Genomic DNA, 21,298 nt, shown 5'->3' with positions numbered 1-21,298 from the left:
TCATCGTACTGACCACCTTTGTCGGCTTCACCACCAGCGTGTTCAGCGCGAGCTACATCAGTCACGAGATCGAGACCGGTCGCCTGACGCCGGCATTCGTGCGCTTCTATCACGCGATGTACCAGATGCTGATGTTCGCCATGAACCTCGCGCTGGTCGCCAACAATATCGGCCTGATGTGGGTCGCCGTGGAAGTCGCGACCCTGACCACGGTGCTGATGGTCGGTATCTATCGCACCCACGAGGCGCTGGAAGCGGCGTGGAAATACTTCATCCTCGGCAGCGTCGGCATCGCGCTGGCGCTGTTCGGCACCATCCTGGTCTACATGGCGGCGCGCCCGGTGGTCGGCGAGGGCCTGGACGCCATGGTGTGGACCGTGCTGGTCAAGCACGCCTCGCAATTCGATCCCGCGCTGCTCAACGTCGCCTTCGTCTTCCTTCTGCTCGGCTACGGCACCAAGGTCGGTCTGGCGCCGCTGCATGCCTGGCTTCCCGATGCCCACGCCGAAGGCCCGACGCCGATCTCGGCGGTGCTTTCCGGTCTGCTCCTGAACGTCGCGCTCTACGCGCTGCTGCGCTTCAAGATGATGCTGGCGGTCAACCTGGGGGCGATCGCGCCCGGTCCGCTGATGGTGACCATGGGCCTGATCTCGGTGATCTTCGCCGCACTGATGCTGTACCGCCGGCGCGATATCAAGCGCATGTTCGCCTATTCCTCGATCGAGCACATGGGCATCATCGTGTTCGCCTTCGGCATGGGCGGACCGCTGGCCAATTTCGCCGGCCTGCTGCACATGACCATGCACTCGCTGACCAAGTCGGCGATCTTCTTTGCCGTCGGCCATATCGCGCAGGTGAAGGGCACGCAGAAGATTGCCGACATCGGCGGGCTGACGGTGACCAATCCCGTGCTCGGCTGGGGCCTGATGTTGGGGGTCATCGCCATCGTCGGCCTGCCGCCGCTCGGCATCTTCATGAGCGAGTTCCTCGTGGTGAGCTCGACATTTTCCCGTGCGCCGTGGCTCACGGTGATCCTGGTGCTCGGGATCATCATCGCCCTCGGCGGCCTGCTGCTGCGCGTCGGCGTCGTGATGTTCGGCGAGCCGAAGGGAAAGACCGCGCCGGCCGAAGCTTCCTACGTGCCGATGTTCACGCATTTGGCGTTGGTGTGCATGGCCGGTGTCTATCTGCCGCCCTCGCTCGTCACCGGCTTCCAGAACGTCGCCAAGCTGCTGGGGTGATCGCATGAGCCTCATCGACAGCATCCCTCACAAGACTGCCGCACCGTCGCATCGGCCATGGCCGCGCGTCGTCGTCACGGACGAGGGCTGGCAGACGGCGATCGACAAATTGGTGGCCGGTCGGCTGACGCTGCTCGGCTTGTGGGGCGAAGTGGCAGCCGTGCACATGGCGCTGCTTGATGCCGTCTCGAACGAGATCGCGGTCGTCAGCCTGGAATGCGCGTCCGGCACCTTTCCAAGCGTGGCGAACCGACATCCGCCGGCGCTACGCCTCGAGCGCACGATTTACGACCTGTTCGGGCTCACCCCGGTCGGCGCCAGCGATACGCGGCCGTGGCTCGAGCATTATGCATGGGGCAAGTCCCATCCGCTCGGTAAGGGAGGATCGCGCGAAGCCGCACCCTACGCGTTCCTGCCGAGCGAAGGCGAGGCGCTGCACCAGATCGCAGTCGGTCCGGTGCATGCCGGTATCATCGAGCCCGGCCATTTCCGCTTCACCGCCAACGGCGAGCATGTCGTGCGGCTGGAACAATGGCTCGGCTACACCCACAAGGGCATCGACTCGTTGATGCAGGGGGCGAGCCTCGAGGCCGCGGCAAAGCTCGCCAGCCGGACCTCCGGCGACAGCACGGCAGCCTATGCGTTCGCTTTTGCCCGCGCCGTCGAGGGGGCGCGCCAGGTCGAAGTGCCCAGGCGCGCGCTCTACCTGCGTGCGGTGATGGCCGAGCTCGAGCGGCTCGCCAATCATTTCGGCGACATCGGCGCGATCTGCAACGATGCCTCGTTTGCGATGATGCATGCCCAGACCGGCGTCCTGCGCGAGCGTTGCCTGCGCGCGGCTGACGCCGCGTTCGGTCACCGGCTGATGATGGACGTCATCGTCCCCGGCGGGCTTGCTCGCGACATCACGGCGAACGGGGTAGCACAGGTGCGCGCGCTGCTGGCCGAGATCCGCAAGGTATTCCCGCGGCTGATCAATCTCTACGACAACACGGCCTCGCTGCAGGACCGCACCGTCACGACCGGCATCGTGAAGCCGGAGTATGCGCGCCAGTTCGGGGTCGGCGGCTATGTCGGGCGCGCCTCCGGCCGCGCCTTCGACGCACGGCGCACCATCGGCTATGCGCCTTACGACGAATTGTCGTTCGAGGTGCCGGTGCTGGAAGCCGGCGACGTCAATGCGCGGGTGTGGATCCGCATTCGCGAAATCGAGCAGAGCGTCGCACTGATCGAACGAATTCTGGATCGGCTGCCGGAGGGCGCGATCAAGGTCGATATTCCGGCGAGCGGCGGGGAATGCGAGGGCATGGCCCTGACTGAAGCCTTCCGCGGCGACGTGCTGGTCTGGCTCCGGCTGGACGGCGACAACCGCGTGCAGCGCTGCCACTTGCGGGACGCCTCGTGGTTCCAGTGGCCGCTGCTCGAGACGGCGATCGAGGGCAACATCGTCGCCGACTTCCCGCTCTGCAACAAATCGTTCAACTGTTCCTATTCCGGGGCTGATCTGTAGGAAGCGCAGATGCGGAAGATCCTGCTCGATAGCTTTACCCGAGGTTCGCTGACCGAGCCGGCGCCGGCGCCGGATGAGGCGGCGCTCGCGGAACTGGCGAAGAAGGTCGACCGCGCGGCGCAGGCCCGGCTCGGGCGCTCGCTTGCCATCCGCGAGGTCGATGCCGGTTCGTGCAACGGCTGCGAGCTGGAGATCCACGCGCTCTCCAACGCCTTCTACGACATCGAGCGGTTCGGCCTGCGCTTCGTCGCTTCTCCCCGCCATGCCGACGTGCTGCTGGTGACGGGCCCGGTGACGAAGAACATGCACGAGGCGCTGCTGCGCACCTTCAACGCCACGCCGGATCCGAAATGGGTCGTCGCGGTCGGCGGCTGCGCGGCCGATGGCGGTATCTTCAAGGGCAGCTACGCCTGCGTCGGCGGCGTTGCGGACGCCATTCCCGTCGATCTTCACATCCCCGGCTGCCCGCCATCGCCGACCGCTTTGCTGAAGGGCCTGCTCGCGCTCTTGGAGCACGTCGGCGGGAAGGGGTGAGCGAACACGACGCCGTCATTGCGAGCGAAGCGAAGCAAAGCAATCCAGCGTTTCATCACGGCGACAGCCTGGATTGCTTCGTCGCTTCGCTCCTCAATGACGCTGACTGGGGCTCTTCAATCCACCAGAATAACCCTGATATCGTTGACGTTGGTCAGCGTCGGTCCGGTCTGCAACAGATCGCCGGTGGCGGCGAAGAAGGCGGTGGCGTCGTTTTTGTCGAGATAGGCGCGCGGATCGAGACCGCCGGCCTTGATCTTGGCAAAGGTCGCCTGATCGATCACGGCGCCAGCGGGATCGGACGGTTTGCCGCCGCCGCCATCGGCGCCGTCGGTATCGCCGGCGAGTGCCGCGATGCCTGTCGTGTCCCTGAGCAGGCCGGCAAGCGCCAGCGCATATTCCTGGTTCGGGCCGCCGCGCCCGTTGCCGAGCACGGTCACCGTGAGCTCGCCGCCGGACAGGATCGCGGTGCGTTTGCCTTTCGCGCGCGCCTCCAGCGCCAGATGCGCGTGCGCAGCGGCAACCTCGCGCGCTTCGCCTTCGAGATCGGCGCCGAGATCGATCACCTCATAGCCCGCTTCCCGGGCGAGCCTGATCGCGGCATCCAGCGATTGGCGCGGCCGCGCGATCAACTCGAAATGCGCGCGGGCAAAGGCCGGATCGCCCGCCTTGCAGCTTTCGTTCGCGGGATCGTCGAGCGCGCGGCGGACCGCATCGTCGACCTCGAGCTCGTATTTGGCGACAATGGCGCGGGCGTCCGCCAGCGTGGTCGGATCCGGCACCGTGGGGCCTGATGCGATTGCAGACGGCTCGTCATGCGGCACATCGGAGATCGCGAGCGTTGTGATCCCGGCCGCATTCTGCCCGGCACGGGCGAGCCGGCCGCCCTTGATGCGCGACAGATGCTTGCGAACGGTGTTGATCTCGCCGATCGGCGCGCCCGAGCGCAGCAGCGCGCGCGTGACCTGCTGTTTCTGGGCGAAGCCGACGCCGTCGACAGGCGCGATCCAGTTGGCCGAACCGCCGCCTGACAACAGCACCAGCAACAGATCGTCGGCTGTCGCCTGGTGCGCGAGTTGCAGCGTTTCCGCCGCGCCCTTGAGGCCAGCCTCGTCGGGCATCGGGTGCCCGGCCTCGATCACCTTGACGCGGCGGGTCGGCACGCCGTGACCGTGGCGGGTGGTGGCGATGCCGACGAGCCGCGCCGGCTCGAGCCCGCACGCATCGAGATAATGCCGCTCGGCAGCAGCGGCCATCGCGGCGGCGCCCTTGCCGGCGGCAAGGCAGATCACGCGGCCGTTCGCCGCGGGGCGCAGATGCGGTGCCAGCACCACGTCGGGATGGGCGGCCGCAACCGCGGCATCGAACATCGCGCGGAGGAGAGGACGTCGGTCGGTCATCCGACGGTTATGCAGGTGATCCCGCCCAGCGGCAAGACGGTACCGATGAACCGGCCCGCCCGTTGCCGCAGAGCGGGACTGCGGTCACCGCCCAAGCTCGCCGCTCATGACGTCGCCGAACAGCTGCCAGCGTTCGCCCTTGAACCGCATCAGCTGCAACTGCTCGATTGGCTGGAAGTCGTCCGGGCCGGTAGTCAGCGTCACGCCCGGCAGCAATCCGCCCTGCGGGAACTGCTTCAGGCTCGCGGCCTGCTTCATCACGTTCTCGCGCGTGAGGTTGTCGCCGCAGCGCTTGAGGACCTCGACCATTGTCGTGGCCATGTTGTACCCGGTCAGCGCGGACGAATCGACCGGATTGGCTTCGGGCAGGTACTTGGCGCGCACCGCCTTGAATTCGTTGATGCCGGCATCGTTCGCCCACTGGGGGTCGCTGACATCCTTGGCGTAGGCGGCCGAGATCACGTTCTGCGCGTTGTCGATTCCGGCTGGCCGCATCACGGTGCCGGTCGAGGCGCTGACGTTCGCGATGATGGTGACCGGCTTCCAGTTCATTTCGCCGAGCTTCTTGATCGCCTGCGCGCCGAACTTGGGCGTGGTGAAGAAGACGACGACGTCGGGATTGAGCGACTTCAGCCGGACGATGTGTGAATCGATGGTCGGTTCGGAAACCTCGTAGCTCTCCTCGGCGACGATGCGCGAGGTGTCACTGCCGAAGCCGTCCTTCAATCCCTTGAGATAGTCCTTGCCCATATCGTCGTTCTGGTAGAGCACCCCCACCTTTGCCGCCGGCATCTCCTTCCCGAGATATTTCGCGTAGATGCGAGACTCGCTCTGGTAGGCCGGCAGCCAGCCCATGGTCCACGGGAAATTCTTCGGATCGTTCCACTTGGTCGCGCCGGTCGCGACGAAGAGCTGCGGCACTTTCTTGGCGTTCAGATATTTCTGGATCGCGGTGTTGGAAGCGGTACCGAGCGGGCCGAACATGAGCAGCACCTCGTCGCTCTCGACCAGTTTGCGCGTCTGCTCCACCGCCTTTGGCGGGCTGTAAGCATCGTCATAGGAGATGAAGGTGATCTTGCGGCCGTTGATGCCGCCTTCGTCGTTCACTTTCTGGAAGACGGCGCCCATCGCCTTGCCGACGATGCCGTAGGCCGAGGCCGGACCGCTGTACGGAACAATATTTCCGATCTTGATCTCGGTATCGGTTGCGCCGGCGTCGTATTTCTTCTGCGCAAATGCGGCGGTCGTCGAGGCCGCGAGGAGGGCGACCGCAAATGATGCGACCGCAAGTTTGCTGGTAACAGCAGGCATTCCAATCTCCAGATTTTTCTTGATGTGGGTGCGTCAGTGTCTTCTTGGTTTTTGCGGCGCGGGAACGATTGGATACGATTTGTTGGACGCCATCAAGAAAAAGCCCCTGCGAATGGATCGCAGGGGCTGCTCCTGTGGTTGATCGGTCGTCCGACTAGCCGCCGACGTCGCCGCTCAGGATCTCGCCGAAGCGCTCCCAGGTCTCGCCCTTGAACTTCATCAGCTGCAGCTGCGAAATCGGAGCGAAGTCGGTCGGCGAGGTGCTCACCTTGACGCCCGGCAACAGCCCGCCCAGTTCGAGGTTCTTGATGTTCGCCGCCTGCTTCATCACGTTCTCACGCGTGAGATTGTCGCCGCAGGCCTTGAGCACATGCACCAGCCCCTGGGCGACCGTGTAGCCGTACATCACCGAACCATCGGCCCGGTTCGCGTCGGGATAGTACTTGTCGAGGAATTCGTTCCAGGCCTTCATCCCGGCATCGTTCTTCCATTGCGGGTCGGTCGGGTCCTTGAGGTAGGCCGACGAGATGATGTCCTGGGCGTTCTCCGGGCCTGCCGGCTTGATCACGCTGCCGATCGAGGCCGAGACGTTGTTGAGGAAATGAATCGGCTTCCAGCCGATCTCGGAATTCTTCTTGATTGCCTGCGCCGCGAATTTCGGCGTGGTGATGTTGAAGAACACGTCGGCGCCGGTCGACTTGAGCTTGACGATGTGGGAGTCGATGGTCGGCTCCGACACCTCGTAGCTTTCCTCCAAGACGATCATCGACGCGGCCTTGGCGCCGAGCCCGTCCTTGAATCCCTTCAGATAATCCTTGCCGTAGTCATCGTTCTGGTAGAGCACGCCGATCTTGGCGTTCGGGTGGTTCTTCAGGATGTATTTTGCGTAGATGATCGATTCGCTCTGGTAGTTGGGCTGCCAGCCCATGGTCCACGGAAAATTCTTCGGATCGTTCCATTTGGTGGCGCCGGTGGCGACGAAGAGCTGCGGCACCTTCTTCGCGTTCATGTATTTCTGGATCGCGGTGTTCGGCGGCGTGCCGAGCGAGTTGAAGACGAGCAAAACCTCGTCGCTCTCGACCAGCTTGCGCGCCTGTTCGACCGTCTTCGGCGGAGTATAGGCGTCATCGTAAGTAACGAAGTTGATCTTCCGTCCGTTGATGCCGCCCTCGGCGTTGATCTTCTTGAAATAGGCCTCTTCCGTCTTGCCGATCACGCCGTAGGCGGAGGCCGGCCCGCTATAGGGCATGATGTTGCCGATCTTGATTTCGGTATCGTTCGCGCCGGTGTCGTATTTCTTCTGTGCAAGCGCACTGCTGGCCGACGCTGCGAATAGCGCAAGCGCAGCCGAAGCGACCGCAAGTTTGCTGGTAACAGCAGGCATTTCAATCTCCCTGATTTTCTTGATGTGTGTGCGTCAGTTTCTTGGTTGGTTTCTGGTGACGCGGGAACAATTGAATACCATTTGTCAGGCGCCATCAAGAAGAAGCCCATGCCAACAGGTCGCAGGGCTCGATCTTCAGAAGTCCTGCGGTAGCCCGGTCGTGTCAGCCGCTGACGTGGGCACTGATGATGTCACCGAAGCGCTCCCAGCTCTTGCCTTTGAACCGCATTGGTTGCAGTTGCGAAAGCGGGGCGAAGTCGATGGCGCTGGTGTTAACCTTGACGCCCCTGTGGTCGAAGACGCGGTGGCAAAAAGATCGCGGCCTCTAAACCTTGACGTGTGTCATTCGGAGGATTCGCCGCTGATGATATTGCCGAACAACTCCCATTTCCTGCCCTTGAAGCGCATCATCTGCAGCTGTTCGATCGGCGCGAAGTCGGTCGCCGAGGTGTTGATCGTGATGCCCGGCAGCAGCGTGTCCGGTGCAAAGGCCTTCAGGTTGGCTGCCTGCCGCATCACGTTCTCGCGCGTCAGGTCGTCGCCGCACATCTGCAGCACCTTCACCATCGTCTGCGCGGCGCCGTAGCCATAGACGACGGCACCGTCGATCTTGTTGCCCTCCGGATAGTACTTCTCAAGGAACTCCAGGAAATTCTTCATGCCGGGATCATCGTCCCAGCGCGGGTCGGCACCGTCCTTGGCATAGGCGGCCGAAAGGAGGCCTTGGGCGTTCTCGAAGCCCGCCGGTTCGATCACCCCGCCGACCGAGGCCGAGACGTTGGAGACGATCTGCAGCGGGCGCCAGTCGATCTCGGCGATCTTCTTCATGGCCTGGGCGGCGAACTTCGGCGTCGTGATGCTGATGAAGACATTGGCGCCCGTGGCCTTCAGCTTGACGACATGGCCGTCGATCGCGGGCTCCGAGGTCTCGTAGCTTTCCTCGCCGACGATCATCGCCGCCTTGGCCCCCAAGCCGTCCTTCAAGCCCTTGAGATAGTCCCTGCCGAAATCGTCGTTCTGGTACAGCACGCCAATCTTCGCGTCCGGCTTCTCCTGCATCAAGAACTTGGCATAGATGCGCGCCTCGCTCTGGTAGCTGGGCTGCCAGCCCATGGTCCACGGGAACTCCTTCGGCTCGTTCCACTTGGAGGCCCCGCTGGCGACGAAGAGCTGCGGCACCTTGTTCGAATTCATGTATTTCCGGATGGCGCCGTTCGGTGTCGTGCCCAGCGAATTGAAGATGACGAGCACTTCGTCGCTTTCGACCAGCTTGCGCGCCTGTTCGACCGTCTTCGGCGGGCTGTAGGCGTCGTCATAGGAGATGAAGTTGATCTTGCGGCCATTGATGCCGCCCTCGGCATTGATCTTTCTGAAATAGGCCGCTTCGGTCTTGCCGATCACGCCGTAGGCGGACGCCGGGCCGCTGTACGGCATGATGTTGCCGATCTTGATTTCGCTGTCGCTGGCCCCGCTGTCGTATTTCTTCTGGGCCAACGCGTTGCCGCCGGTTGCGGCGAGCAGGACGAGAGCGGTCGAAATCGCCGCGTACCGAGAACCAACGCAGGTCATTGTTCTCCCACCTCGAACGAACTCCGCTCCGAATTGAATACGTTTGGCGCGTGCCGTCAACAAGACAAAGGCCCCCGCGATGGCTCGCGGGGGCCGGATGCTGCGACGGGTTTGCGGCGCGATCAGTCGGCGGCGATGTCACCGCTGATGATGTCGCCGAACAGTTCCCACTTCTCACCCTTGAACCGCATCATCTGCAGCTGGCTGACCGGGGCGAAATCGGCAGGGCTGGTGTTGATCTTCACGCCGGGCAGCAGGGTGTCGGGCGTGAAGTCCTTCAGGCTCGCCGCCTGCTTCATGACGTTGGCGCGGGTGAGGTCGTCGCCGCACATCTGCAGCACCTTGGCCAGGGTCTGCGCCACGCCGTAGCCATAGACATAACCGCCGTCGGTCTTGTCAGCGCCCGGCATGTACTTGTCGATGAACGCGCTCCACTTCTTCATGCCCGGATCGTCGTTCCATTGCGGATCGGCGGCGTCCTTGGCGTAGGCCGCCGACAGCACGCCCTGGGCGTTCTCGAAGCCGGCCGGCTTCATCACGCTGCCGACGGAGGCCGACACGTTGGTGATGATCTGCAGCGGCTTCCACGTGAGTTCGGCCGTCTTCTTGATGGTCTGGGCGCCGAATTTCGGCGTCGTGTAGATCAGCAGGACGTCCGGGTTGGCGGCCTTGATCTTGACGATGTGGGAATCGATGCTCGGCTCGGAGATTTCATGGCTCTCCTCCAGGATGATCATCGAGGCAGCCTTGGCCCCCAAGCCGTCCTTGGTGCCCTTCAGGTAGTCCTTACCGAAGTCGTCGTTCTGATAGAGGATGGCCACCTTGGCGTTCGGCTTCTCCTTCAACAGCCATTTCGCATAGATCTGCGCTTCGCTCTGGTAGCTCGGCTGCCAGCCCATGGTCCATGGGAAGTTCTTCGGGTCGTTCCACTTGGTGGCTCCGGTGGCGACGAACAGCTGCGGGATCTTCTTCGCGTTGAGGTACTTCTGGACCGCCGTGTTCGAAGGCGTTCCGAGAGGATTGAACACGAACAGGACCTCGTCGCTTTCGACGAGCTTGCGCACCTGCTCGACGGCCTTCGGCGGGCTGTAGGCGTCGTCATAGGTGACGAAGTTGACCTTGCGTCCGTTGATTCCGCCCTGATCGTTGATCATGCGGAAGTAGGCTTCTTCGGTCTTGCCGATCACCCCATAGGCGGACGCAGGTCCGCTGTAGGGCATGACATTGCCGATCTTGATTTCGGTATCGCTTGCGCCGGTGTCGTATTTCTTCTGGGCGAGTGCTGCGCCGGAGGTCAAGGCGACGACCGCCGTTGCGAGTGTGGCGGTTCGCAGTGTTCTTGCAGAAAACAATTTTGTCTCCTTAGGTGGTTTTCAGTTCTTTCTCAGCTTGCCGATCAGTTGCTGGCCGACGATGGCGATCTGCCGCGCACCGTGCGGTACGAGGAAGATGATGAGGAACAGGAGCACGCCGAACACCGCGCCGGACAGGCCCTTGGAAATGCCTTCGGCGATGTTCGGCACGAAGATGATGAAGGCGGAGCCGATGATCGAGCCGGGCAGCCAGCCCACGCCGCCGACGACCATGCCGAGGAACAGCGAGATCGCGAGCGTGATGGTGTAGCTGTCGGGCGCCACGAACTGCACGGCGATCGCCCCCAGGCCGCCGGCGACGCCGGTGATGCCGGCGCTGACGCCGAAGGCGAGCGTCTTGTAGAGCGCGACATCGACGCCCATGGCGGAAGCCGCGATCTCGTTGTCGCGGATCGCCATGAAGGCGCGGCCCGAGCGGGAGCGCAACAGGTTCACCGAGAAGATGTAGATCGCGAGCGTGATCGCAAGCGTAAAGTAATAGAGCCACATGTCCTGCGACATCGGCAGGCCGAACGGAGCGTCCGGCTTGGTGACGACGAGGCCCTGCACGCCGCCGGTCCAGTGCTCGAGGAAATTGAGCTTGAGCAGCTGCGGCATGGCGGTGGCGAGCGCAAAGGTCGCGAGCGCCAGATAGACGCCCGATAGCCGCAGCGCCGGCTGGCCGAACAGGAAGCCGAAGGCAAAGCAGACGAGACCTGCGATCGGCAGCGTGAGCGCATAGTTGATGTTGAGGTGCTCCATCAGAACTGCCGTGGTGTAGGCGCCGACGGCGTAGAACGCGCTTTGGCCGAGCGAGAACTGGCCGCTGCCTCCGGTCAGGATGTTCAGCGCGAGCACCGCAAGCCCGTAGATCAAGAGCATCGTCAACTGGAAAATGATGAAGTTCTTGGCAAACAGCGGAACGATCAGCAGCAGCAGGAGCACCACGAACGAGGTGCCCGAGCCGATCGTCATGGCCCGCTTCGGAACGGCCTCGACCGGCTGGTCTTCCGGGGCGACGTTTTCAATAGCGCTCATGATCAAACTCGCTTCACGATGTGCCGGCCGAACAGACCAGCGGGTTTGACGACCAGGACGGAAATGATCAGCGCGAGCGCGATCGGTAGTTTCAGCTCGTTGCCGACGCCGGGAATGTAGGTGCCGGCAAGGTTCTCGAAGATGCCGACCAGAAAGCCGCCGACCACCGCGCCGAACGGGCTGGTCAGCCCGCCGAGCACGGCCGCGGCGAAGCCGTAGATCAGGACGCCGCCCATCATGTTGGGTTCGAGGAACACCACGGGTGCGATCAGCATGCCGGCGATCGCGCCGATCGCCGATGCCATGCCCCAGCCGAGCGCGATCATCCAGCTCGTGTTGATGCCGACCAGCCGCGCCGATTCAGGCAGGGAGGCCGCCGCGCGCATCGCCAGCCCCATCCGCGTGTACTGGAAGAAGAAGTAGAGCGCGAGCAGCAGCAGCACGGTCACGCCGATCATGCCGGCCTGGTGGGTCGAGATCAATTGGCTGCCGAGGAACGGCGAGGAGCCGAACGGCGTCGGATATTGCTTGATGGTAAAGTCCCAGATCAGACCGGCACTGGAGTTGATGATCGCAAACAGCGCGATGAAGCCGGCGACGTTGGTCAGGATCGGCGCCTTGGTAAGCGGCTTGAACAGGATCCGCTCGATCGCGATGCCGCCGATGAAGGAAAAGACCAGTGTGAGCACGAAGGCGCCCCAATAGGGCACGCCCACTTGCATCAACTGCCAGGAGATGAAGGTCGAGAACATCGCCATTTCGCCCTGGGCGAAATTCAGGTGATCGATGGCCTGGTAGATCATGACGACCGCGAGCGCCATGCAGGCATAGATTGCGCCGGTAGCGATACCGGCCAGGATTTGGTTGGTGAATAGCTCCACGGCCGTGCTCCTCAGTAACCCAGATAGGATTTGCGGACGTCTTCATTGTTCGCGATGTCCTTGGCATTGCCCGACATCACGATGCGTCCGGTCTCGATCACATAGGCGTGGTCGGCGAGCTCCAGCGCGAGCTGCGCGTTCTGTTCGACGACCAGGATCGAGACCTTGTCCTCGCGGTTGATCTTGCCGAGGATCTTGAACAGGTCTCGCACCACCAGCGGCGCCAGACCGAAGGACGGCTCGTCCAGCAGCATCAGGCGCGGCCGCAGCATCAGTGCGCGCGCCACCGCGAGCATCTGCTGCTCGCCGCCGGACAGCGTGCCGGCCTGCTGGGTGTGCCGCTGCTTCAGTACCGGGAAGTGCGTGTACATGCGCTCGATGTCGTCCACGATGCCCGCCTGGTCCTTGCGGGTGATGGCCCCGAGCTGGAGGTTCTCCTCGACCGTCATGGTGGTGAAGGTGCCGCGGCCCTGCGGCACATGGGCGATGCCGAGCCGCACGATGTTCTCCGTCGAGCGGCTGGTCAGGGGCTTGCCTTCGAACTCGACTGCCCCGGTGGAGCGCACCATGTTGCAGATCGCGCGCAGTGTCGTCGTCTTGCCGGCCCCATTGGCGCCGAGCAGGGTGGTAAGGGAGCCCTCGTTCAGCGAGAAGGTGAGGCCGTGAAGCGCCTGGACCTGGCCGTAGTAGGCGCGCAGATCCTTGATGTTGAGCAGCGCCGTCATTGGTCCTTGCTCCCCAGATAAGCCTTGATGACGTCGGGGTCGGCCTGCACCTGGGCGGGCGTGCCTTCCGCGAGCTTGCGGCCGAAATTCAAAGCAACCACGTGGTCGGCGATCGACATCACGAGGCCCATGTGGTGCTCGACGAGCAGCACGGTCATGTGGCGGTCGTCACGGATGCGGCGGATCAGGTCTCCGAGCACATGGACTTCCTCATGGTTGAGGCCGCCGGCCGGCTCGTCGAGGAGGAGAATCTTCGGATCCGCGGCGAGGGCGCGCGCCAGCTCGACCCGCTTCTGTGTGCCGAAGGGCAGGCCGGAGACGATGGTGTGGGCGACGTCCTCGAGATCGAGATAGGCGAGAATCTCGTGGACCTTCTCGTTGACGCTGGTTTCGCTGCGCCGGACCCAGGCAAGCTTCAAGGAGTCGCTGATGATGTCGCTGGAAGTTCGGGCATGCGTTCCGACCCGCACATTGTCCATGACCGACAGGTTGGGAAACAACGCGACGTTCTGGAAGGTGCGGCCGATGCCGATCTCGGAAATCCGGTGTGGGGGGCGCGACAGGATGCTGACGCCTTCCATCAGGATATCGCCTGAGCTTGGCTGGTACAGCCGGGAGAGGCAGTTGAACAGCGTCGTCTTGCCGGCGCCGTTCGGCCCGATCAATCCGAGGATCTGCCCCTTGTGCATGTCAAAGGATACGCCGTTGAGCGCGACGATTCCGCCGAACACGACGCTGACGTCGCGAACCGCGAGCAGGGGAGCCTGTCCCTGCGCGAGCTGTACCTGCGTCATCTCGTCTCGCCCACACCGTTGAGCGGGCCGACGGGCGAAGCTGTTCGCCCTGTCGAACGATGATGATGGCTACCTGATCCCCTCGGCCACGCGTGCAAGTTTCCCTCCTGATTTCAGCTTCTTGCTGTCATCTTTTTTGTGAGATTGCGGCGCGATCCCGCCGAGCGCCGCTTCGATGTTCCTTACCATCGCCACCAGGCGAGGTCCAATGTCGTTGATCAATCGATCTTCCGTGAAGCGGAATGCTGGCGCGCCACAGTTAAACGCATATAAGCCTGTTCCGTCATTGAGCTTCAGTGCAACGCCCGCCGAGTGCACGTCGGGCTGCCACTCACCCACGGAGATGGCGAAGCCGTACTTTGCGACCGTCTCGCCGGAGCGCTCGAGGCCATCGCGCAACTTCGGCCAGCGGCTGCCGTAATGCTCGCGCAGCTCGCGCAGCAAGGCGGTCCGCTCGGCCGGTTCGAGCGCCCAGAAATAGGCACGGCCCATTGCGCTCGTCGCAATCGGAACGCGAGAGCCGACGTCGAGCTGGACGCCGAGCGTAAGACCGTTACGGCTCTGCCCGAAATAGATCATGCTGTGCCGGTCGCGGCCTCCCACCGCCACCGCGCCGCCGGTGGCGCGCATCACTTCCTCGCGGAACGGTTCGGACAAATGCCGAACGCCGAGATTGGCGAGGGCAGAGTAGCCAAGCGCCAGAGCGGCCGGCGCCAGTTGGTACTTTTCGAAGCGCGGAACCGGAGTAAGATAACCAAGCTTCGTCAAGGTATAGGTCAGCCGTGACACGGTTGCCTTGGGTAGCTTGGTACGGGCCGCAATCTCCTGATTACCAAGGAGTCCGTCATTGGGTTGGAATGCGCGCAACACTTCAAGTCCGCGGGAAAGCGCGACGACGAAATTTCGATCGCTCGTTGGTTTCTTCCCTGTACGCTTCATCACACGGCTTCATCTTGCGCGGAGTCGTTGACAAGGCACGTGCTTCAAAATAACCCTGCCTGTCAAGATGCGGAATTAAATTCCGCACTGCGAAATTGAACAAACCTAAGCCAAGGAGGGTAGCGTGAGCGCAGTGGTCAAGCTTGAGCGTCATGACGTCGTTGGTATCGTCACGATCAACAACCCTCCGGTCAACGCGCTGAGCGCCGCGGTACGCGGCGGAATTTTCGAATGCATCAAGCAGGCGATCGCCGATCCCGACATCAAGGCGATCGTGCTGACCTGTGCCGGCCGCACCTTCATCGCAGGCGCCGACATCACCGAATTCGGCAAGCCGCCGAAGCCGCCCGGACTTCACGAGGTTCTCGTCGCGATGGACAACTCGCCGAAGCCGATCGTGGCCGCGATCCACGGCACCGCGCTCGGCGGCGGCCTGGAGGTTGCGCTTGCCTGTCATTTCCGAGTGGCGACCAAGGAGGCCAGGCTGGGTCTGCCTGAAGTGAAGCTGGGGCTTCTGCCCGGTGCCGGCGGCACGCAGCGCCTGCCGCGCGCGGTGGGACCTGAGCTTGCGGTCAAGATGATCGTTACCGGCGAGCCGATCGGCGCGGCGGAGGCGTTGAAGAACGGGTTGATCGAGGAGATTGTCGAAGGGCCTGCCGCGGGCGGCGAAGCCTTCGCCCGCAAGGTGCTTGCCGAGAAGCGTCCCCTGCGCAAGTTGCGCGACGACGACTCCAAGCTCGCGGCCGCCAGGGCCGACCGCTCCATCTTCACCAATGCGGTTGCGGCCTTGACCAAGCGGACGCGCGGCCTGGAAGCGCCGCTCGTCTGCGCCGATGCGGTAGGCTATGCCGTCGACCTGCCGTTCGACGAGGGCCTGAAGAAGGAGCGCGAGTCGTTCCTGAAGCTGGTCGCGAGCGATCAGTCCAAGGCGCAGCGCTACGCCTTCTTCGCCGAGCGCGAGGCGGCCAAGATCGCCGGCGTTCCCGAGGGTACCAAGCCGCGCCCCGTGGAGCGCGTCGCCATCATCGGCGCCGGCACCATGGGCGGCGGCATCGCGATGTCCTTCGCCAATGCCGGCATTCCGGTCACCCTGATCGAGACCGGGGAAGAACAGCTCAAGCGCGGCATGGGCATCATGCAGAAGAACTGGGAGGCGACCGCCGCGCGCGGCGGCATCCCGGCGGACGCGCCCGCCAAGCGCATGGCGCTGATCAACGGCATTGTCGGCCTTGAGAACGTCAAGGACGCCGACCTCGTGATCGAGGCGGTGTTCGAGACCATGGCCGTGAAGAAGGAGGTGTTCGGCAAGCTCGATCAATATGCCAAGCCGGGCGCGGTGCTCGCCTCCAACACCTCCTATCTGAACATCGACGAGATCGCGAAGGAGACCAAGCGCCCGCAGGACGTCCTCGGCATGCACTTCTTCAGCCCGGCCAACGTGATGAAGCTGTGCGAGATCGTGCGCGCCGCCAAGACCGCGCCGGACGCGCTGGTGACCGCGGTGAACATCGCGCGCAAGATTGCAAAGGTGCCGGCCGTGGTCGGCGTCTGCGACGGCTTCGTCGGCAACCGCATGCTGGCGCAGCGCGGCAAGCAGTCGGAGAAGCTCCTGTTCGAAGGCGCGCTGCCGCAGCAGGTCGATGCGGTCGTGACCAGGTTCGGCATGCCGATGGGCCCGTTCGCGATGAGCGATCTCGCCGGCCTCGACATCGGCTGGCGCTCGCGCAAGGACCGCGGCATCAAGTCGGAAATCGCCGATGCGCTGTGCGAGGCCGGCCGCTTCGGCCAGAAGACCGGCAAGGGCTACTACAAGTATGAAGGCGGCTCGCGTGCGCCGACGCCTGATCCCGACGTCGAGAAGCTGATCGACGAGACCCTGCTGCGCCTCGGGCGCAAGCGCCGCGCCGTCAGCGACGAGGAAATCCTCGAGCGCATGATGTATCCGATGATCAACGAGGGCGCGCGCATCCTCGAGGAGGGCGTCGCGGCGCGGCCTTCCGACATCGACGTGGTCTGGCTCTACGGCTATGGCTGGCCGATCTATCGGGGCGGCCCGATGTTCTGGGCCGACCAGGTCGGCTTGAAGCACATTGCCGACCGGCTATCCTTCTACGCCAAGGAGACCAACGACCCGGGCCTGGAACCCGCGCCGCTGCTCAAGCGCCTCGCCGCCGAAGGCAAGACCTTCGCCTCGCTCGCCGCCGGTTCGAAAGCGGCGTGATGGCTCCACGCTCCAACCATACGTCATTCCGGGATGGCCCGAAGGGCCAGGCCCGGAATCCATAACCCCGGCTCGTGGTTATGGATTCTCCGATGTGCAATTGCACATCGCAGCTCGCGGCTTACGCCGCGCCCCCGGAATGACGAACTCTCCTAGATGGTCGCTGAATCCAAATGACTCATCCCGGCGAACAGTTCTATCCCGATGGCGTGCACTGGGACGACCCGATCGCGCAGGGCACGCTGCCCGACCTGTTGTCGCAGGCGGCCACCGACTACGGCGCGCGGCCGGCGCTTGAGTTTCGCGACCGCCCGATCACCTATGCCGAGCTGGAAGCGCTGGTCGAAGCCACCGGCGCGGCCTTCCTGCGCGCCGGTTACGGCAAGGATACCTCCGTCGCGCTGTTCCTCGGCAACACGCCCGACCATCCCGTCAACTTCTTCGGCGCGCTGAAGGCGGGCGCCCGTATCGTGCACCTGTCGCCGCTCGACGGCGAGATCGCGCTGTCGCACAAGCTCACCGATTCCGGCGCGCGCGTCCTGGTGACGAGCAATCTCAGCGCGCTGCTGCCGACCGCGCTGAAGTTCCTCGAGCGCGGCCTGATCGACCGCCTGATCGTGTGCGAGGACGACCATTGGGGCAAGATCGGCACGCCGCAAACGCCGCTGCCGGCCAATTCCGCCATCGTCACCTTTGAGCAGTTCGTCGACGGGGCGGTGAAGCCGGCGCGGTGGCCGCAGGTCACGGCCGACGACGTCGCGCTGCTGCAATATACCGGCGGCACGACGGGCCTGCCCAAGGGCGCGATGCTCACCCACGGCAATCTGACCTCGGCGGTGTCGATCTACGACGTGTGGGGCCGGCCCGGCCGCGCCAAGCGCGGGGACGTGATCGAGCGCGTGATCTGCGTCCTGCCGCTGTTCCACATTTTCGCGCTGACGGTGGTGCTGTTGTCCTCGCTCCGCCGCGGCAACCTGATCTCGCTGCATCAGCGCTTCGACGTCGAGGCGGTGATGCGCGACATCGAGGTCAAGCGCGCGACCTATTTCCCGGGAGTGCCGACCATGTGGATCGCGATCGCGGCGCTGCCCGATCTCGACAAGCGCGACTTCTCGTCGCTGACGGCAATCGGCTCGGGCGGCGCGCCGCTGCCGGTCGAGGTCGCCAGCCTGTTCGAGCGCAAGGTCGGCATGAAGCTGAAGAGCGGCTGGGGCATGACCGAGACCTGCTCGCCGGGCACCGGCCATCCGCAGGAGGGCCCCGACAAGCCGGGCTCGATCGGCCTGATGCTGCCGGGGATCGAGCTCGACGTCGTCGCGCTCGACAATCCGACCAGGGTTCTGCCCCCGGGCGAGGTCGGCGAGATCCGCATCAAGGGCCCGAACGTCACCAGGGGCTACTGGAACAAGCCGAAGGAAACCGCGGAAAGCTTCGCCGACGGCCGGTTCCTGACCGGGGACATCGGCTACATGGACGGCGACGGCTATTTCTACCTGGTCGACCGCAAGAAGGACATGATCATCTCCGGCGGCTTCAACGTCTATCCGCAGATGATCGAGCAGGCGATCTATACCCACCCCGCCGTTCACGAGGTGATCGTGATCGGCATTCCCGACGACTATCGCGGCGAAGCGGCCAAGGCCTTCGTCAAGCTGCGCCCGGGCGCGCAGCCGTTCACCATCGAGGAATTGCGCGCCTTCCTGACCGGCAAGCTCGGCAAGCACGAGCTGCCGGTCGCGGTCGAATTCGTCGAGGAACTGCCGCGCACGCCGGTCGGCAAGCTGTCGCGGCACGAATTGCGCAGGCAACATTCGCCGTCGCCGACCGTTCAATCAGAGCAACAGAAACCCGCAACAGGAGATCGTTGATGACCGATGCCGTCATCGTTTCAACCGCCCGTACCCCGATCGGCAAGGCCTATCGGGGCGCGCTCAACGTCACCGAGGGCGCGACTTTGTTCGGGCATGCCATCGGCGAGGCGGTCGCCCGCGCCAAGGTCGATCCCAGCGAGATCGAGGACGTGGTGATGGGAGCGGCGATGCAGCAGGGCGCAACCGGCGGCAACATCGCCCGCAAGGCGCTGCTCCGTGCCGGGCTCCCCGTCAGCGTCGCAGGTACCACCATCGACCGGCAATGCGCCTCGGGCCTGCAGGCCATCGCGCTGGCCGCGCGTTCGATCCTGTTCGACGGCGTCGAGGTCGCGGTCGGCGGCGGCGGCGAGTCGATCAGCCTCGTGCAGAACGACAAGATCAACACGTTCCATGCCGAGGACCCGGCGCTGCTCGCCATCAAGGGCGACGTCTACATGGCGATGATCGATACCGCCGAGGTCGTCGCCAAGCGTTACAACATCTCGCGCGACAAGCAGGACGAATACTCGCTGGAGAGCCAGCGCCGCACCGCGGCCGCGCAGCAGGGCGGCAAGTTCAAGGACGAGATCGCGCCGATCACCACCAGGATGGCGGTGGCCGACAAGGCCACGGGCCAGGTCTCCTTCAAGGACGTGACGCTGTCGCAGGACGAGGGTCCGCGGCCCGACACCACGGCCGAAGGCCTGGCCAGCCTGAAGCCGGTGCGCGGCGAGGGCTTCACCGTCACCGCCGGCAATGCCAGCCAGCTTTCCGACGGCGCCAGCGCCTGCGTGATCATGAGCGACAAGGAAGCGGCCAGGCGCGGGCTGAAGCCACTCGGCATCTTCCGCGGCTTCGTCGCCCATGGCTGCGAGCCGGACGAGATGGGCATCGGCCCGGTGTTCGCCATTCCGCGGCTCCTCAAGCGCCATGGTCTGAAGGTCGACGACATCGATCTCTGGGAATTGAACGAGGCGTTCGCGGTCCAGGTGATCTACTGCCGCGACCGGCTCGGCATCGATCCGGCCAAGCTCAACGTCGACGGCGGCGCGATCGCGGTCGGCCATCCTTACGGCATGTCGGGCGCGCGCCTGACCGGCCACGCGCTGATCGAAGGCCGCCGGCGCAAGGCGAAGTACGCGGTCGTCACCATGTGCGTCGGCGGCGGCATGGGCGCGGCCGGATTGTTGGAGGTGGTGCACTAACGCGCGTACCGTCATTCCGGGATGCGCCGCAAGGCGCAGGCCCGGAATCCATACTCCGATCGTGGTTAGGGATTCCGGGCTCGCTCGTTTCACTCGCGCCCCGGAATGACGCCTTCTAATAGTTGTTCGATTTCGCTCACAGGGAGGATCCGATGGATCTCAGTTTCACCAAGGAAGAGCAGGCGTTTCGCGAGGAAGTGCGGCAATTCTTCCGCGACAACGTGCCGCCGGAGACCCGGCGCAAGATGATCGAGGGCCGCCACCTCTCCAAGGACGAGATGGTCACGTGGTGGCGCATCCTCAACAAGAAGGGTTGGGGCGTCTCGCACTGGCCGAAGGAATATGGCGGCACGGGCTGGAGCTCGGTCCAGCATTACATCTTCAATGAAGAGCTGCAGGCCTATCCGGCGCCGGCGCCGCTCGCCTTCGGCGTCTCCATGGTCGGCCCCGTCATCTACACCTTCGGCAACGAGGCGCAGAAGAAGCAGTATCTGCCGCGCATCGCCAGTGTCGATGACTGGTGGTGCCAGGGCTTCTCCGAGCCGGGCTCGGGCTCCGACCTCGCTTCGCTGCGCACCAAGGCCGAGCGCAAGGGCGACAAGTACATCATCAACGGCCAGAAGACCTGGACCACGCTGGCGCAACATGCCGACATGATCTTCTGCCTGTGCCGCACCGATCCCGCTGCCAAGAAGCAGATGGGCATCTCCTTCATCGTCTTCAGCATGAAGTCGAAGGGCGTCACGGTGCGCCCGATCCAGACCATCGACGGCGGCCACGAGGTCAACGAGGTGTTCTTCGACAACGTCGAGGTGCCGGTCGAGAACCTGATCGGCGAGGAGAACAAGGGCTGGGACTACGCCAAGTTCCTGCTCGGCAACGAGCGCACCGGCATCGCCCGCGTCGGCGTCTCGAAGGAGCGCCTGCGGCGCATCAAGGAGCTCGCTTCCAAGGTCGAGTCCGGCGGCCGGCCGGTGCTCGAGGATCCCGCCTTCCGCGAGAAGCTCGCCGCCTGCGAGATCGAGCTCAAGGCGCTTGAGCTGACGCAGCTGCGCGTCGTCGCCGACGAGGGCAAGCACGGCAAGGGCAAGCCCAACCCGGCGTCCTCGGTGCTCAAGATCAAGGGCTCGGAAATCCAGCAGACCACGACCGAGCTGCTGATGGAAGTCATCGGCCCGTTCGCGGCGCCCTACGACATCCATGGCGACGACGGCTCGAACGAAACCATGGATTGGACCGCGCAGATCGCGCCGAGCTACTTCAACAACCGCAAGGTCTCGATCTACGGCGGCTCCAACGAGATCCAGCGCAACATCATCGCCAAGGCGGTGCTGGGGCTGTGAT

Annotated in this window: 17 protein-coding genes; 7 read left to right on the top strand and 10 right to left on the bottom strand. The window is 64.1% G+C overall.

Annotated elements, in window-relative coordinates; genetic code table 11:
- From HY852_RS10935 to HY852_RS10925, 3 genes are all read left to right on the top strand, one after another.
- Positions 1-1,241, top strand: a 1,241-nt coding sequence (locus HY852_RS10935; RefSeq protein ID WP_291604665.1) for a hydrogenase 4 subunit F, incomplete at its 5' end; no start/stop codon positions are given.
- 4 nt (positions 1,242-1,245) lie between these two features.
- A complete protein-coding gene (locus HY852_RS10930; RefSeq protein ID WP_291604664.1) occupies positions 1,246-2,751 on the top strand; it encodes an NADH-quinone oxidoreductase subunit C in 1,506 nt (501 codons plus the stop codon).
- A 9-nt stretch (positions 2,752-2,760) separates the two neighbouring features.
- On the top strand, positions 2,761-3,285 hold the full coding sequence (locus HY852_RS10925; protein ID WP_291604663.1) for an NADH-quinone oxidoreductase subunit NuoB: 525 nt from the start codon (positions 2,761-2,763) through the stop codon (positions 3,283-3,285).
- Between the two features lie 116 nt (positions 3,286-3,401).
- On the opposite strand, the gene HY852_RS10920 is transcribed toward HY852_RS10925, so the two are convergent.
- The 10 genes from HY852_RS10920 to HY852_RS10875 form a co-directional block, all read right to left on the bottom strand.
- Positions 3,402-4,685: a DUF4147 domain-containing protein gene (locus HY852_RS10920; protein ID WP_291604662.1), complete on the bottom strand. Its 1,284-nt coding sequence runs from the start codon at positions 4,683-4,685 to the stop codon at positions 3,402-3,404.
- Positions 4,686-4,769: 84 nt separating this feature from the next.
- Positions 4,770-5,996 (bottom strand): ABC transporter substrate-binding protein, encoded by a 1,227-nt coding sequence (locus HY852_RS10915; protein WP_291604661.1) that lies wholly within the window; start codon positions 5,994-5,996, stop codon positions 4,770-4,772.
- 154 nt (positions 5,997-6,150) lie between these two features.
- Positions 6,151-7,380: an ABC transporter substrate-binding protein gene (locus HY852_RS10910; RefSeq protein WP_291604660.1), complete on the bottom strand. Its 1,230-nt coding sequence runs from the start codon at positions 7,378-7,380 to the stop codon at positions 6,151-6,153.
- A 342-nt stretch (positions 7,381-7,722) separates the two neighbouring features.
- Entirely contained in the window at positions 7,723-8,949 is a 1,227-nt protein-coding gene (locus tag HY852_RS10905; RefSeq protein ID WP_291604659.1) for an ABC transporter substrate-binding protein, read from the bottom strand.
- Positions 8,950-9,071: 122 nt separating this feature from the next.
- A complete protein-coding gene (locus HY852_RS10900; RefSeq protein WP_291604658.1) occupies positions 9,072-10,301 on the bottom strand; it encodes an ABC transporter substrate-binding protein in 1,230 nt (409 codons plus the stop codon).
- A gap of 21 nt (positions 10,302-10,322) precedes the next feature.
- Positions 10,323-11,339 carry a branched-chain amino acid ABC transporter permease gene (locus HY852_RS10895; RefSeq protein WP_291604657.1) on the bottom strand — a complete coding sequence of 339 codons (1,017 nt, stop codon included), beginning with the start codon at positions 11,337-11,339 and terminating at the stop codon, positions 10,323-10,325.
- 2 nt (positions 11,340-11,341) lie between these two features.
- The gene (locus HY852_RS10890) at positions 11,342-12,220 is read right to left on the bottom strand and encodes a branched-chain amino acid ABC transporter permease (protein WP_291604656.1); all 879 of its coding nucleotides are present in this window, start codon (positions 12,218-12,220) and stop codon (positions 11,342-11,344) included.
- 11 nt (positions 12,221-12,231) lie between these two features.
- Entirely contained in the window at positions 12,232-12,945 is a 714-nt protein-coding gene (locus HY852_RS10885) for an ABC transporter ATP-binding protein (RefSeq protein WP_291604655.1), read from the bottom strand.
- The gene (locus HY852_RS10880) at positions 12,942-13,739 is read right to left on the bottom strand and encodes an ABC transporter ATP-binding protein (RefSeq protein ID WP_291604654.1); all 798 of its coding nucleotides are present in this window, start codon (positions 13,737-13,739) and stop codon (positions 12,942-12,944) included. Before HY852_RS10880 ends, HY852_RS10885 begins: the two co-directional genes overlap by 4 nt.
- A gap of 69 nt (positions 13,740-13,808) precedes the next feature.
- Positions 13,809-14,678 (bottom strand): IclR family transcriptional regulator, encoded by an 870-nt coding sequence (locus HY852_RS10875; RefSeq protein ID WP_291604653.1) that lies wholly within the window; start codon positions 14,676-14,678, stop codon positions 13,809-13,811.
- A gap of 124 nt (positions 14,679-14,802) precedes the next feature.
- Between HY852_RS10875 and HY852_RS10870 the strand changes: the two genes are divergently transcribed.
- The 4 genes from HY852_RS10870 (at position 14,803) to pimC (ending at position 21,297) form a co-directional block, all read left to right on the top strand.
- Positions 14,803-16,899: a 3-hydroxyacyl-CoA dehydrogenase NAD-binding domain-containing protein gene (locus HY852_RS10870; protein WP_291604652.1), complete on the top strand. Its 2,097-nt coding sequence runs from the start codon at positions 14,803-14,805 to the stop codon at positions 16,897-16,899.
- 173 nt (positions 16,900-17,072) lie between these two features.
- Positions 17,073-18,767, top strand: coding sequence for a dicarboxylate--CoA ligase PimA (gene pimA, locus HY852_RS10865; RefSeq protein WP_291604650.1), 1,695 nt, complete (start codon positions 17,073-17,075; stop codon positions 18,765-18,767).
- Positions 18,767-19,954 (top strand): acetyl-CoA C-acyltransferase, encoded by a 1,188-nt coding sequence (locus HY852_RS10860; RefSeq protein ID WP_291604649.1) that lies wholly within the window; start codon positions 18,767-18,769, stop codon positions 19,952-19,954. The genes pimA and HY852_RS10860 overlap by 1 nt, the downstream gene beginning before the upstream one ends.
- A gap of 152 nt (positions 19,955-20,106) precedes the next feature.
- Positions 20,107-21,297 (top strand): pimeloyl-CoA dehydrogenase large subunit, encoded by a 1,191-nt coding sequence (gene pimC, locus HY852_RS10855; protein WP_291604648.1) that lies wholly within the window; start codon positions 20,107-20,109, stop codon positions 21,295-21,297.
- Position 21,298 lies beyond the last annotated feature (1 nt).

It is taken from the genome of Bradyrhizobium sp., from assembly GCF_016213215.1.
Lineage (GTDB): Bacteria > Pseudomonadota > Alphaproteobacteria > Rhizobiales > Xanthobacteraceae > Bradyrhizobium.
The sequence above is the reverse complement of the archived record's forward strand: the minus strand, read 5'-3'. Positions and strand labels throughout refer to the sequence as shown.

Bases quoted from the DNA above. Each gene is read 5' to 3' on its own strand.
- pimC (WP_291604648.1), top strand. From the start codon at position 20,107: ATGGATCTCAGTTTCACCAAGGAAGAGCAGGCGTTTCGCGAGGAAGTG.
- HY852_RS10930 (WP_291604664.1), top strand. From the start codon at position 1,246: ATGAGCCTCATCGACAGCATCCCTCACAAGACTGCCGCACCGTCGCAT.
- HY852_RS10925 (WP_291604663.1), top strand. From the start codon at position 2,761: ATGCGGAAGATCCTGCTCGATAGCTTTACCCGAGGTTCGCTGACCGAG.
- HY852_RS10875 (WP_291604653.1), bottom strand. From the start codon at position 14,678: ATGAAGCGTACAGGGAAGAAACCAACGAGCGATCGAAATTTCGTCGTC.
- HY852_RS10895 (WP_291604657.1), bottom strand. From the start codon at position 11,339: ATGAGCGCTATTGAAAACGTCGCCCCGGAAGACCAGCCGGTCGAGGCC.
- HY852_RS10905 (WP_291604659.1), bottom strand. From the start codon at position 8,949: ATGACCTGCGTTGGTTCTCGGTACGCGGCGATTTCGACCGCTCTCGTC.
- HY852_RS10880 (WP_291604654.1), bottom strand. From the start codon at position 13,739: ATGACGCAGGTACAGCTCGCGCAGGGACAGGCTCCCCTGCTCGCGGTT.
- HY852_RS10860 (WP_291604649.1), top strand. From the start codon at position 18,767: ATGACCGATGCCGTCATCGTTTCAACCGCCCGTACCCCGATCGGCAAG.
- HY852_RS10915 (WP_291604661.1), bottom strand. From the start codon at position 5,996: ATGCCTGCTGTTACCAGCAAACTTGCGGTCGCATCATTTGCGGTCGCC.
- HY852_RS10920 (WP_291604662.1), bottom strand. From the start codon at position 4,685: ATGACCGACCGACGTCCTCTCCTCCGCGCGATGTTCGATGCCGCGGTT.
- HY852_RS10885 (WP_291604655.1), bottom strand. From the start codon at position 12,945: ATGACGGCGCTGCTCAACATCAAGGATCTGCGCGCCTACTACGGCCAG.
- HY852_RS10910 (WP_291604660.1), bottom strand. From the start codon at position 7,380: ATGCCTGCTGTTACCAGCAAACTTGCGGTCGCTTCGGCTGCGCTTGCG.
- pimA (WP_291604650.1), top strand. From the start codon at position 17,073: ATGACTCATCCCGGCGAACAGTTCTATCCCGATGGCGTGCACTGGGAC.